The sequence below is a fragment of the Microbispora sp. NBRC 16548 genome, from assembly GCF_030268985.1.
Taxonomy (GTDB): domain Bacteria; phylum Actinomycetota; class Actinomycetes; order Streptosporangiales; family Streptosporangiaceae; genus Microbispora; species Microbispora catharanthi.
Genome location: NZ_BSSF01000035.1, coordinates 1 through 12,810, shown reverse-complemented (window position 1 = coordinate 12,810; position 12,810 = coordinate 1). Strand labels below are relative to the sequence as shown.

The 12,810-nt window shown below is 68.8% G+C and carries 10 protein-coding genes and 1 pseudogene; 9 read left to right on the top strand and 2 right to left on the bottom strand.

Annotated features, from left to right (window positions below; genetic code table 11):
* The first annotated feature begins 19 nt into the window (after window positions 1-19).
* The 3 genes from QSK36_RS42255 (at window position 20) to QSK36_RS42245 (ending at window position 5,969) form a co-directional block, all read left to right on the top strand.
* Complete coding sequence (locus tag QSK36_RS42255; RefSeq protein WP_183533310.1) at window positions 20-631, top strand: RICIN domain-containing protein; 612 nt, start codon at window positions 20-22, stop codon at window positions 629-631.
* A gap of 15 nt (window positions 632-646) precedes the next feature.
* A complete protein-coding gene (locus tag QSK36_RS42250) occupies window positions 647-1,675 on the top strand; it encodes a hypothetical protein (protein ID WP_285786331.1) in 1,029 nt (342 codons plus the stop codon).
* Between the two features lie 190 nt (window positions 1,676-1,865).
* Window positions 1,866-5,969: a golvesin C-terminal-like domain-containing protein gene (locus QSK36_RS42245; RefSeq protein ID WP_285786330.1), complete on the top strand. Its 4,104-nt coding sequence runs from the start codon at window positions 1,866-1,868 to the stop codon at window positions 5,967-5,969.
* A 184-nt stretch (window positions 5,970-6,153) separates the two neighbouring features.
* Here QSK36_RS42245 and QSK36_RS42240 read toward each other — a convergent pair whose 3' ends face one another.
* Window positions 6,154-6,450, bottom strand: a complete 297-nt coding sequence (locus tag QSK36_RS42240; RefSeq protein WP_285786329.1) for a hypothetical protein — start codon at window positions 6,448-6,450, stop codon at window positions 6,154-6,156.
* A 203-nt stretch (window positions 6,451-6,653) separates the two neighbouring features.
* Here QSK36_RS42240 and QSK36_RS42235 point away from each other — a divergent pair, with 203 nt between their 5' ends.
* The 6 genes and pseudogenes from QSK36_RS42235 (at window position 6,654) to QSK36_RS42210 (ending at window position 12,341) form a co-directional block, all read left to right on the top strand.
* Window positions 6,654-7,253, top strand: coding sequence for an RICIN domain-containing protein (locus QSK36_RS42235; protein WP_183533317.1), 600 nt, complete (start codon window positions 6,654-6,656; stop codon window positions 7,251-7,253).
* A gap of 23 nt (window positions 7,254-7,276) precedes the next feature.
* Window positions 7,277-8,335 carry a hypothetical protein gene (locus tag QSK36_RS42230; RefSeq protein ID WP_285786328.1) on the top strand — a complete coding sequence of 353 codons (1,059 nt, stop codon included), beginning with the start codon at window positions 7,277-7,279 and terminating at the stop codon, window positions 8,333-8,335.
* A 324-nt stretch (window positions 8,336-8,659) separates the two neighbouring features.
* Window positions 8,660-8,944, top strand: a complete 285-nt coding sequence (locus QSK36_RS42225) for an ATP-binding protein (protein ID WP_285786327.1) — start codon at window positions 8,660-8,662, stop codon at window positions 8,942-8,944.
* Window positions 8,945-9,135: 191 nt separating this feature from the next.
* A pseudogene (locus tag QSK36_RS42220) lies at window positions 9,136-9,551 on the top strand (YciI family protein).
* Window positions 9,551-10,777 (top strand): RNA polymerase sigma factor, encoded by a 1,227-nt coding sequence (locus QSK36_RS42215; RefSeq protein WP_285786325.1) that lies wholly within the window; start codon window positions 9,551-9,553, stop codon window positions 10,775-10,777. The pseudogene QSK36_RS42220 and the gene QSK36_RS42215 overlap by 1 nt, the downstream one beginning before the upstream one ends.
* A gap of 229 nt (window positions 10,778-11,006) precedes the next feature.
* The gene (locus QSK36_RS42210) at window positions 11,007-12,341 is read left to right on the top strand and encodes an MFS transporter (RefSeq protein WP_285786324.1); all 1,335 of its coding nucleotides are present in this window, start codon (window positions 11,007-11,009) and stop codon (window positions 12,339-12,341) included.
* A gap of 82 nt (window positions 12,342-12,423) precedes the next feature.
* Here the strand turns inward: QSK36_RS42210 and QSK36_RS42205 are convergent, their stop codons facing one another.
* Complete coding sequence (locus QSK36_RS42205) at window positions 12,424-12,687, bottom strand: choice-of-anchor P family protein (RefSeq protein ID WP_285786346.1); 264 nt, start codon at window positions 12,685-12,687, stop codon at window positions 12,424-12,426.
* Between the last annotated feature and the right edge of the window lie 123 nt (window positions 12,688-12,810).

The following is a 12,810-nucleotide window of genomic DNA, read 5'->3' as shown; positions in this document are numbered from 1 at the left end:
CCAGAAGAACGAGAGGGAAATGAGACGAGACAGATCACCTGCGCCCGCTTCGGCCGGCACGGCCGTGACCCGATTGGCACGGAAGGCGGCGGCACTGTCCGTCGGTGCGGCATTGTCCATCGGCGTGCTTCCGGCCACAGCGGCGCACGCCGGCCAATGGGTCACGTGGAAGAACTTCAGCACCCGCAAAGCGCTCGAGGTCTCCCACTCCTCGAAGAAGAAGGGCGCCACCGTCGGCACCTGGCCGTGGAACGGCACCAAGACCCAGTGGTGGTGGGACCAGAAACTCAGCAACAGGTACTACGTCGAGCTGAACTGGAACAGCAATCTGTATTTGACGGCGTACAACAGCTGCGGGTCCGGAATCACCCAATGGCCCACCGGCGCCGGCCATCACGCCTACACCACACAGGAGTGGAAGGAAAAACGCCTTCGCGCCCGCGGTCTGGACCAGGGCTGGGCCCTGATCAACAAGGCCGGATGCAGCGGCGACGCCTATCACGACATGCTCTCCCTGAGCATCGAACACCGCAGCTGGTATCCGGTCTTTCTGTATCCCGAGAATTACGGAGCGTGCAGCCTCGCGATGTATCCGAGCATGTGGCCCGTCGAAGACTGCACCTGGAAATAGGAAACAGAGGAAAACATGAACGACGACCACAGCCGCCGACGGCGAAGACTGCTCGCGGCCGCCACGGTGGGCGCGGCCCTTTTCGCGATAAGCGGCCTCGCCGCGGCGAGCGCGATGGCCGACGGCGGCGGGCCCGCCGCGGGCAATCCACCACCCAGCCCCAGCCCCAGCCCCAGCCCCACGATGCAGTTCACGGAGACGCCTCCCTCGCCCGACCCCGAGCCGTCGACGTCGGAGTCCCCGCCCCCACTCGGCACGATTCCGAAGGTCACCAGCACGGCTCCGATCGCCATGCCCCTGGACTCGGTGATGACCTCGCTCAGCGACGTCGACCTCCTCGAGACCGCCGGTGAGCTGAAGGCGCGCGACTGCATGCGGTCGCTCGGCTTCACCACCTGGACCACCGGCGCGATTCCCGGCCCCAGCGCCGACAAGGACAGCGACCTGTTCGACTATCTCCCGTCCGCCGACGCCACGGAGTCGGGGTACCCTCCTGCGCTCTCTGACAAGTTCCCGGCCCTCGGCGCGTCTTCGCAGACCGCGGTCAGCGAGGACGCGGTGCGCGCGTACACGGGCACGGAGGCCACGACCGCGAGCGGCGCCGCGGTTCCGGACGGCGGCTGCGAGGCCGAGGGCGACAGGCAGTTGAAGGGCACCGCGGCCGAGTTGCCCGTCGACCCCCGGCTCCTCCTCGTGGAGGCGCAGTTCTCGGCCCTGCGCGACGACCGCATGCAGCAGGCCTTCGCGACCTGGAGCGCGTGTATGGCCAAGCGCGGCTACCGCTACGACGACCCGCTGAGCGCCCACCTCGACCCCCGGTGGGCCGAGCGCACATCCGACAGCCCGGCCGGCGCCGAGGAGAAGGCCACCGCGGCCGCCGACGCCGCCTGTCAGCAGGAGGGCAACCTCGTCGGGATGTACAAGGCCCTGGAGACCGCCTACCAGAAGCGGCTGCTCGACGAGAACAGGACGCAGCTGACGAACGCCCTGTCGATTTTCGACACCTGGGTCTCGAACGCCAGGGCCATCGTCGCCGCCAACTGATCGGCGGCGTGACCGTCACCTTCCGCACTCTCACCTTCTGCACGCCGATCCGCCGGTCCTGGCGGGCCGGCGTGTCCGCCTGCATGAAAGTGCCGTTTCTCTCGAACCGAAGAGGTCATGGATGACAGCGCATCGGCGCTTGGCCTTACTTTCCGTCACGACTCTCATATGTTCGCTTCTGTCGGCTCCCATGGCCACCGCCTTCGCGGCGGAACCGCCCGGACCGGACGTCGATATCGCCGCGCCGCGGCACCCCGGCGGCGGCGCGGCGGCGGTGGACCCGCGTCAGCGGGACGCTCTGCTGGGCAAGGGGTGGCAGACATCGGGCGATCTCATCTGGACGACATCCGGGGACGGCGACGGCTTGCACGTCCTGGTCGCCGATGAGCAGAGCGGATATGCCTGGCGCACCGTCGCCACGCTGTCCGAGCCGGGTTTCGACGCGGACCAGTGGATCGGCAACGCCTGCCTGACGGGAGCGGGGCGGCGGATCGTCGTCGTCTACGCGCCCAGAACCTTCACCAACAAGGAGGAACTGTCGGCTCGGGGCGGCTTCACGGCCGTGGTCGACCTGGTCACCGGTGAGGTGCGGAAGCTGCCGGTGCAATCGTCCCTGGCCTACTTCAACCCCGGTTGCGGGAGCGGGGAGTCGGCCGTGCTCACCCAGGAGGGGGTGGAGCAGGAGGCGAAGACCCGGGGCAGGACCCGGCTCCTGCGACTCGACGCCGGCAAGGGTTCGGTGGGCGCACCCCTGGAGGTGAAGGGCGAGGTGACCTCCGCGGTCCCGGTGCGTGACGGGGTGGTGGCCGCCGACGGCAGGCGCCTCGTCATGGTGAACGACAAGGGGGAGCGCGTTCCCCTGCTCCGCACCGATGACGTGCCTCTCCGGCTGCACGTGGACGCCGACGGGGGCGTGGTCTTCCTGGACCACGACAAGGACGCCGCGGTGATCCGGCGCGCGGCCGTGCCGTCCCGGCCTCGCGCCGTGACTCCGGCGGAAGTCGTGGACCTGGCCAAAGGGAAGCTGGGGTCGGTCGGCGTCGCGGCCGGCTCCGCGGGGCGGGTGTTCCTGACCGGCGACGTCACCACCACGGCGCGGCTTCCCGCTTCCGTCACGCGGCTGGACGCCTCAGCGGGGGCGCAGGCCTCGACGGAGGGACACGCCGCTCTCGTGTCCGTCGACTGGGCCGGCACCGCCGATCCGCGGGCGGCGGTCTCCGCGCCCGCGGATCCGAGACCGGTCGCCATGGCCATGCGGGTGACCGCGACGGGCAAGACCGTCGACTTCACGGTGGACACCGCCGCTCATACCTCGGCGAGCCAACCCGATGCGGGCCGCTTGTCCAGCCCCGCGCTGACGCCTCCGGCCCGGCCGTCCGCGCAAGCCGCGGTCAGTGGCTCCTCCAGCGATCCGATCGAGGACGAGCGGACGTGCTCGGTCCCTCGCAACGACCCCCGCAACCAGGCCCTGCAACCCAAGCCGAGGCAGGTGGAATGGGCGGTGGACCAGGCCGTCCGGGGCGCCCTCGCGAACTTCAAGCGGCCACAGAACTGGAACAACCTGGGGATGCCCGAGTACTACCCCCAAGGGCTGTTCCCCCGGCCCGGCCTCGTCGGAGGGGGCTACATCCCGGCGCAGGTGATGCTCGGGGTGGCCGCGCAGGAGTCCAACCTGTGGCAGGCGACCCGCCTGGTCGTTCCCGGTGAGACAGGAAACCCTCTCATCGGGAACTACTACGGGCTGTCGATCTACAATTCCGACCCCGACGACGACTGGGACGTGCACTGGGACAAGGCGGACTGCGGCTACGGCATCACCCAGGTGACCGACGGGATGCGCCTGCCCGGCAAGGGCCAGCAGACGATGCCGTACGACCAGCAGCGGGCGGTCGCGCTGGACTTCGCCACGAACATCGCGGCCGGCGTCCAGATCCTGGAGCAGAAGTGGAACCAGACCATGAGCGCCGGAATGAAGATAAACAACGGCGACCCGGCCAAGATCGAGAACTGGTTCTTCGCGCTGTGGGCCTACAACAGCGGCTTCTACCCGGACAAGGGTGACGGCTTCTGGGGCGTCGGCTGGGCCAACAACCCCATCAATCCTCGATATCCGGCGGACCGCGCCCCCTTTCTGGAAACCGGATACGCCGACGCCAAGACCCCGCAGTACTGGCCGTACCCGGAGAAGGTGCTGGGCTGGGCCGGGCACCCCATCGAAGCCCTGGACTCGCCCGGCACCTACGTCGTCGGTTTCCGCCCCGCCTGGTGGAACGGCACCGACACCACTGCCCCGCAGCACAGACGCGACGTCAAACCGCCGCGCGAACTGTTCTGCAACAGCTCCAACGCCTGTTACCCGGGGCAGAAGTTCTCCAACGACCTCAACGAGCCGGCCGGGCCGTGCAGCCAGAGCGACCTGCGCTGCTGGTTCCACCAGCCGGCCACCTGGAAGAGCGACTGTTCCTACAGTTGCGGCAACGAGATACTTCGTTTCGATCCCGGCTACGCCTACCAGGACAACGGAACGGCCTACCCGCCCGCCTGCAGCGCGACCGGTCTGCCCCCAGGCTCTCTGGTCATCGACAACATCCCCGGCGGGACCCCCACACCTCGGTGCGGGACCACCGGTGCCGACGACGGGCACTTCACCTTCACGTTCAACGACGACGGACAGGGCCACTACCCCTCCAAGATCGACCTGCACCAGCTCGGCGGCGGCTACGCGGGCCACTACTACTTCGGGCACACCCGTGACCCCGGTCGGTGGTCGATGCAGATCGAGGGCACCTGGACGCTGGGCAAAGCCCTCAGCCAGCCCGCCCAGGTCCTGGTCCACCTGCCGGACCACTACGGCTACACCAAGAAGGCGACCTACGAGATCGAGACCGGCAACGGCGTGCGGAAGCGGACGATCTCCCAGCAGGTCGACAGCAACCAATGGAAGTCACTCGGGGCGTTCATGTTCGACGGCGTTCCCAAGGTGACGCTGAGCACGGCAGTCGACGGGGCGGAAGGAGACGAGAGCATCGTCTTCGACGCCATCGCCGTCCGGCCCATCAAGGGCACCTTCGCCGAGCACACGGTGGACGCGGTCGCGTTGTTCGACGAGAACCAGAACATCGACGCGAGCAGCACCACATGGATCATCAGCTCGCCGCTGAACAGCCGCCAGTCCTTGTACGACTGGGGATCGAAGTTGTCCGGCGACGTTCTGACCCTGCCGGCCTGCGGCTCGGGACCGGCCGGCACCTGCGTGATGCCGGCGGTGAAGGCCGCCATGCAGGAATGGAAGCAGCAGGTCGTCGAGGCGGGGACCGATCCGGTCAACCACCCGCCCGGCAAGGCGATCACCGACTGGATCCATTTCGCCAATCCCTATACCGACCGGCCCACCAGCTCGAGCATGCCGTCCTGGTTCGACTCACGCGACACCAGTTACAAGATCAAGGAGAAGGCGACCGTCTCCTTCGTCAAGGCCGACGACGGCACCATCGTGGACGGCAGCCAGTATGTCGACTACGACGACCGCACCGGGGACACCGTGCTCCCCAAGTTCGTGATGAACACCTTCCAGGCCATCCAGGACGACTACGGCATCGACCCGCCCGACCTGACCTACAGCACCGCCGACCTCAACGAACACGATGGCAGGGTCAAGACCGTGACGCCGAACGGGGACGGCATCCTGCCCGGACGTGCCTTCCTGCCCACCGGCCGGCCGGCCACGCTCGTCGACAACGGAACGTGTGTGGCGGCCAAGTCCGTCTCGGGCGGTGAGATCGGCTATAGGCCCATGCTGGGGGCGTCGAATCCCAGCCAGGCGGTGAGCAGATGGCTCTCCCGGGTGTCCGGCGACACCCGCGTCCCCCAGGAGGTCCAGCAGGTGGCGGCCGAGATCACCTATGCCTTCTTCGCGCCCTCGGGGGTGACGGAGCTGGCCGGGTCGCTTTTCAACAACGCGCCGCCCATCTGGCAGCAGCTCGACTTCAGGGTCTGCGCCGACGGACAGGTCCGGCAGAACGGCAGCAACCCGGTGCTGCGCTCGAGTTACATGCCGGACCAGTACCTGTATCACAACGGCCAGGCGATCGACCTGACCGGGCAGCCGACCGGCAGCGCCGCACCGGTCGTCAGGGGGGACTTCGGAATGTTCAGCCGGGCGCCGAGAAGCGGCGGCCTGTGGTCCAGCGCCTATGGTTCCTGCAACGGATCCGGGCAGGAGGGAAACCCCTGGAACCTGTCGGCGCCGGAATCGGCCGGCATCGATCCGGGCAGCGTGCACCTATGCGAGTAGCCGGGTGACGACCGCCGACGGCCTGCCCGCCCCCGCCGGTGCTCCTCTGTGAGAGTCGCACACGGGGAGGCGGGGGGCCGTCGGCGACGCACCGTCCCAGGCGACCGCGGGCCCGCTCAGGATTTAATGGCTGGTCTTGAATTCTCGCGACGGCGACACTGTATGCAGGTACTTCGATTACTGGCTACACGACGTCTTCCACCACGGTCAGCCGTAACGTAATGCAGCCGGCCGGAGGCACTTGGGAGCACATGGCACCGGAAAATGCACCGAAGGCCCGTACATAGGCGAGCGTGACGGGCAGGCTGAGCAGTTTCCCGCCCGACGCCGCATCGGCCGGCGTGGTCGAGGAGTAATGGGCGCGAGCGGCCAGTTCCCGATACGGCGGGCTGCCCCCTTTGACGCGTACTAATCGCGGATCAACGGCGAAACTCGTCAACTCACCGCCGTCGTCCTCCAAAGGCCGCTCGGACCGTGGCATCCCGTCTCCCCGATTGACTCGATCAGAGCAGCATTGTCCGGAACCTGTTGTCAGGCATCCATCCCCCGACACCGGACAACGGATCTCCCCTAGAACCGGATCACGGACGGCCGGTCGCGCCTGATCGCGCCGGACGTTCGGGGCCACGAGGCCGGCACCGGCCGGCCCTCCCCTCTCCCTGACAAACCGACAAAGGAGGAACCATGCTCCGGATCAGACCACCGGCGCTCGCCGCGGCGGCCGCGCGCTGGGCGCGGAAGGCGGCGATCGTCTCGGCCGGCGCAGCGCTGGCCTTGAGCGGGATTCCGGCGCTCGCGGCGCACGCCGACGGGAAAATCACTTGGAAAAACTACTGGACCGGGAAATACCTGGAGGTGTATCGGTCCTCCCTCGACGATGGCGCCCGGGTCGGCCAGTACAAATGGAATGGTGGCGACAATCAGTACTGGTACGACGTGAAACTCAGCGACGGGTATTACCTCGAATACAACAACAACAGCTGGTTGCTGCTGACCGCGTACAACAGCTGCGGTGACGGCGTGACGCAGTGGGAAGACGGCAGCTGGAGCACCCAGGAATGGAGGGAGATTCACGTCGACAGTGATCACGGGTGGATGCTCATCAACAAGGCCGGATGCAGCGGAAACGCTTACAACGACGTCCTCACCGTGAACGGCGGCTACGAGGAAGGCGGCGCGAGCGGCAGCCCGTACGACGTGCGTCTGTACAACGAGAGCAGCGGTGCCTGCAACCGTACCCTCGTGCCCGCTTCGTATCCGCTATCTGAATGCTTTTGGAAGTAGGAGGGGCCGACACAATGCAGCCGATGACCCAGGAAAGCGGTTTCCGGCGGAGGAAGCGGGCCGCGCTGATCGCGGCGCTCGGCGCCGCTGCGCTCGTCGTGGCTGGCGGAGCCACCGCGGCCGTCGCCGCCCCGGGCGGGCCGGGGACCGGTGGCGCCTCGCCGTCGCAGGCCGCGAGTTCCGATGTACCCGAGCCCCTCACGACGCCTCACGACATGCCACCGGAGGTGCCGCCACTGCCCGAGCCCTCCCTCGGGATGATCCCCGCCGTCACTGACGGCACGCCCGTCGCCATGCCCCTGGACGCGGTCATGACCTCACGCGCCGACATCGCGCTGCTCCAGAAGGCACGCGAGTTGAACGCCGGCGACTGCATGCATGCCCTGGGGTTCACCACATGGACGTCAGCCACGCTCAGCGCCCCCGCCGACGACACGGACGTCAAGGACAGGGACGTCCTGGACTACCTGTCGCCGGCGGACGCGGCCCGGTCGGGATACCCGGCCACCTTCACCGACAAATCGGGCGGAGCGCACCCAGGTCAGAACGCGGCGCAGGCCTCCGGCGGCTCCACCACTCCTGCCGGTTCCGACGCCGTACGTGCTTATCTGGGCGCCGAAGCCCGGACCGCGTCCGGCCGGGCGGTGCCCGCGGGCGGCTGCGAGGCGGCGGGAGACGCGAAGCTGAAGGGCAGCACGCCGGACCTGCCCGCCGACCCCCGCAGGCTCGCGGCACGAGCGATCGCCTCGACCATGCACGACAGCCGCATGCAGGCCGTCTTCGCCGACTGGAGCTCCTGCATGGCCAAGCGTGGCTTCAGCTACCGCACCCCGCTTTCGGCACGGAACGATCCCCGCTGGGGCGAGCGGACGGCCATGACCCTGGCCGGCGACGACGAGAAGAGTGTGGCCGCGGCGGACGCGGCCTGTGAGCAGGAGACCAACCTGGTCGGCACCTACAAGGCCCTGGAGAGCGCCTACCAGCGGGAACTGCTCGACCAGAACCAGGCGAAGCTCAAGACGGGCCGCGCGATCTTCGACCGGTGGGTGTCGGACGCCAAGGCCGTCATCGCCGCCCACTGATCGACCTGTCCCGCAGAACCTCCCGCTGAGGAGCACCCGGCCGCCCGACCGCCCACCACCCGTCGGGCGTTCCCACCGCACCATGCCGGCTCGTTGGTCACCGACCACGAGCCGGCATGTCCGCGTGCTTGAAAGCGCATCTCCCGCCCTCCCACCTTGCTGCGGCCGCCTCCTCCCCCGTCCTCCGGAAGCACGGCCGCCGCCAGCACGGCCCCCCGGCAGCGGCACGGTCGAGCCGGGACGACGGGACTCGGTGCTGCCGAAGGACTGGCGCACCTCCGGCGGCCTGGCCTGGACCACCGACGGCGACGCCAGCGGGCAGGCGTGGGCTCCGGCCTGACCGGACTGGTCGGCCGAGACCGCGAGCTCGCCGAGCTCGCGACGCTCCTTGACACGGCCGGGACGGACGGAGCCGCCATCCTGCTCACGGGCGATCCGGGTGTGGGGAAAACGGTGCTCCTGGACGCGACCGCTGAGCTGGCGGTCGCGAAGGGAACCCTGGCCAGTGGCGGCGACGATCGTGGTTTTGTCCGTGGGTTCCGGCGCCAGATGTCGCCGAGTCCGGGCGCCGGCGAGATCTCGCCGCTCTCGACGAAGATGCGGCGATAAGCTTTCCGATCAGCAGGGCGTCCGCGTCAGTCATCGGCTCAGGGGCCCGCTCCGACGGGCGAAACGCGGGTCGGAGGGATCGGCCGCGTCGCGGCGAGAAATTTCTCCGGGACCGTGTCGATCCGCGGGCCGCTCGTTCGACGTGTGGGTGCGAGGGCCGAGAGGCGGCCCCGCCGGACGAGGAGAACGCGATGCCGAAGTACCTGCTGATCATGCGGGGCACCGACGAGTCGAACGCGGCCATGATGGCCGACATCGACGAGATGATGGCCACGACCCGCCAGTTCATCGAGGAGATGGTCAAGGCCGGCGTTCTCCTCGCGGCGGAAGGGCTGGACGATCCGGGCCAGGGCGTCGTGGTCGACTTCAGCGGCGAGGCCCCGGTGGTCACGGACGGGCCGTACGGCGAGACCAAGGAACTGTTCGGGGGCTTCTTCCTGCTCGACGTCGCCTCGAAACAGGAGGCGGTCGAGTGGGCCAAGCGGGTCCCGGCGGCCCCCGGGTCCAAGATCGAGGTCCGGCGGGTGCCCGGCAGCGACGAGGTCCCGCAGGTCGGACAGTGATCAACAAGGAATGGGCCGGGCGCGAGAGCAGCGGCCAGATCTGATGGGTACGGCCGATGTCGAGGCCGTCTGGCGGATCGAGTCGGCGCGGATCGTCGCCGCGCTGACCCGGTTCACCGGCGATTTCGGGCTGGCCGAGGACGCGGCCCAGGAGGCGGTGGCCGAGGCGCTGGTGTCGTGGCCGCTCGCCCCTCCGGCCAATCCGGCCGGCTGGCTGATGGCCACGGCCCGACGGCGGGCGATCGACGCGATCCGCCGCCGGACCGCCCTCCAGGACCGATACGCGCTGCTGGCGGCCGACTTGGCGGTCGACTCGGCGGCTGACGAACAAACCGATCCCGACAAGATCGATGACGACGTGCTGGCGCTGATGTTCGTCAGCTGCCACCCGGTGCTCTCCCCCGAGTCCCGGGTGGCGCTGACCCTGCGCGTGGTCGGCGGCCTGTCCAGCGAGGAGATCGCCCGCGCGTTCCTCGTACCCGTGCCGACCGTGCAGGCCCGCATCACCCGGGGCAAGAAGACGATCGCGGCGGCCGGGGTGCCGTTCGAGCTGCCGCCGGCCGCCGAGCGCCGGGAGCGGCTGGCCGCCGTGCTCAGCGTCCTCTACGTGATCTTCACCGAGGGGTCCACGGCCACGTCGGGCGACCGGCTGCTGCGCCCCGACGTCGCGTACGAGGCGATCCGGCTGGCCCGCACGCTGGCCGCGCTGCAGCCGGACGAGCCGGAGGTGCACGGCCTGCTGGCGTTGTGCGAGCTGACGGCCGCGCGTTTCCCCGCCCGGACCGGCCCGGACGGTTCACCGATCCTGCTGGAGGAGCAGGACCGGCGGCGGTGGGACTTCTCGGCGATCCGCCGTGGGCTGGCCGCGCTGGCCAAGGCATCGACTCGCGGCCTCGGCCCCTACGGCCTGCAGGCCGCGATCGCCGCCACCCACGCGGCCGCGCCCTCGGTCGAGGCGACCGACTGGGACCGGATCGTGGTGCTCTACGAGGCACTCGGCCGGGTCGCGCCCTCGCCGGTGGTCGAGCTCAACCGGGCCGTCGCCGTGGCCATGGCCTCGGGCCCGGCGCAGGCCCTGGCCATCGTGGACGAGCTGATCGCCTCGGACCGGCTCCCCGGCTCGCATCTGATCCCGACCGTACGCGGGGAGCTGCTGGCCCGGCTCGGACGGCGAGCGGAAGCGCGCGCCGAGCTGGAGTTGGCGGCCCGGCTGTGCGCCAACCAGCGCGAACGCTCAGTGCTGCTGCGCAAGGCGGCCACGCTGAGCTGACTTCTCCAGCTCGGCCGGCCGGGACTCAAGCGCGGCCCCGCCCCCCTTCACGTCGGCGAGGTCTTCGGCGTAAGCCCGAGCACAGCCGTTCGGTTCGCGTACGCAGCGAAAGTTCTCCTCGACCCCACACCCGAACCCCGGCAGCGGCCCCGGGGGCCGCAAAGTCCGCCCTGACCTGATCCATCGAACACGATGGCATCTGTCCAGAAGATCTCGGTAGCGTCCGGCTATGAGCGTTGATGAAGGAGGAGCCGCAGCACCACCGGCAAAGGCTGATGATGACCGCCCCCCGTCCCGGAGGCCATGGTCGGTTCTTCGGCGGTATCCCGACTTCCGTCGGCTCTTTGTCGGCAACTCGATATCACTGCTGGGATCAAGCGTCACCGTGGTGGCACTGCCGTTGACAGCGGTCGTCTACCTGGACGCCTCGCCCGCCCAGATGGGGTTTTTGGGTGCGGCGGCGTTGCTTCCGCACCTCGTTCTGGGGTTGCCCGCGGGCGTATGGGTGGACCGCATGCCCTACCGGCGAGTCCTTGTCCTGACGGACCTGGCGCGGACACTGCTGCTGGGATCGGTTCCGGTCCTGGCCGTACTCGGCCTGCTGCAGATCTGGCATCTGTACGCTGTGACGGTTCTCGCGGGCGTCTGCGGCCTTCTGGAGGCCGTGACCGCTCAGTCGTTCACCCCCGCCCTGGTCCCACGTCAGCAGCTCCTACCGGCCAACAGCGCGCTCATGCTGAGCAACGCGACCGTCAATACGACAGGCTCAGCTGTGGGTGGTGTAGTGGTTTCGCTCCTGTCCGCGCCGGCTGCCATCGCTGTCGACGCGGTCTCGTTCTTGCTCGCCGGCCTGTGCAAGGCGCGTATTCGCGCCCCTGGATCGGGGGTCGTCCACGCGGAGCGGCGGCAACGTCACCTCGGCGCCGACATCGTCGAGGGAGTGCGCGTGGTCTTCGCTCATCCGACCATGCGCGCTGTGACCCTCGCGGCTACCATCGGCGCCCTCGCCGGTCAGATCCAAAACATCGTCTTCGTGCTCTACCTGGTTCGAGACCTCAGGCTGACTCCGGCCCTGATCGGCGTGTATATCGCGATCAGCGGCGTGGCGGGCATCCTCGGCGCCCTGGTGGTGGCCCCCGTCACCCGGCGCATCGGCCCAGGCCCGTGTTTTGTCACCGGAATGCTCATCGCGGCCATCGCCGGCCTGGTGCTCGCAGCTGCGGGCAGCCTTGTGGCACTCACGCTCGTCATCCTGGCCGTGGCGCAGTTGCTGCGAGGGGCCGGTCCCTCGCTCTACGGGGTCAACCAGCAAACCCTCCGGCAGACTCTGATCGCCCCCGCCCTGCTCTCACGCGCCAACGCCACATGGCGTTTCCTCGTTTCCGGGATGCAACCCCTCGGCGCGCTCCTCGGTGGGCTCCTCGGGTCGTTGCTCTCTCTCCGAGCCACCCTCGTCATCAGCAGCGGCGTGATGCTCCTGGGCACCGCAGTCGCCTACGCCTCACCCCTACGCTCTCTACGGGAAATTCCCGCTCCGGAACGCAGCGACGAAGGTCCGGCCTGACTGGCGTCTGAACCCGGCCGAGGCCGGGCGGAGCTACGGTGTTCCGCCCGGCCTTGGGGATGACTGGTTCAGGTGGGTTGGGTTATGGACAGTTGCCGATATCGCTTTCGGAGGAGGCCAGGACGACGTTGGTCTTGGCCAGGCCGAGGGCGTCGACGGTGATGTGGACGGCGTTGACGGTCAGGCCCTTGTCGGGGGTGGTGAATGGGGTCTGCTCGTTGAGGATGAGCTTGACGACGCCGACGTTGACCGTGGTGTTGGGCTGGACATTTGTGGGTTCCGCGATGACCACCGTGTTGCCGACCTTGAGGGAGGCGATCGTGGTGGTTCCGGTGGAGCCGGTGATGTGCCTCGGGTTCTGTGGAGTTGGCTTGGTTGGCCGTCATGCCAGCTGGGTGTTTGCGTAGAGCATCTCGTATTCGACCGGGGTGCGCATCCCCAGGGCGCTGTGACGTCGTTGGCGGTTGTG

Excerpts from the sequence above, each read along its gene's own strand:
- QSK36_RS42255 (WP_183533310.1), top strand. The coding sequence starts at position 20 with ATGAGACGAGACAGATCACCTGCGCCCGCTTCGGCCGGCACGGCCGTG.
- QSK36_RS42250 (WP_285786331.1), top strand. The coding sequence starts at position 647 with ATGAACGACGACCACAGCCGCCGACGGCGAAGACTGCTCGCGGCCGCC.
- QSK36_RS42245 (WP_285786330.1), top strand. The coding sequence starts at position 1,866 with ATGGCCACCGCCTTCGCGGCGGAACCGCCCGGACCGGACGTCGATATC.
- QSK36_RS42240 (WP_285786329.1), bottom strand. The coding sequence starts at position 6,450 with ATGCCACGGTCCGAGCGGCCTTTGGAGGACGACGGCGGTGAGTTGACG.
- QSK36_RS42235 (WP_183533317.1), top strand. The coding sequence starts at position 6,654 with ATGCTCCGGATCAGACCACCGGCGCTCGCCGCGGCGGCCGCGCGCTGG.
- QSK36_RS42230 (WP_285786328.1), top strand. The coding sequence starts at position 7,277 with ATGACCCAGGAAAGCGGTTTCCGGCGGAGGAAGCGGGCCGCGCTGATC.
- QSK36_RS42215 (WP_285786325.1), top strand. The coding sequence starts at position 9,551 with ATGGGTACGGCCGATGTCGAGGCCGTCTGGCGGATCGAGTCGGCGCGG.
- QSK36_RS42210 (WP_285786324.1), top strand. The coding sequence starts at position 11,007 with ATGAGCGTTGATGAAGGAGGAGCCGCAGCACCACCGGCAAAGGCTGAT.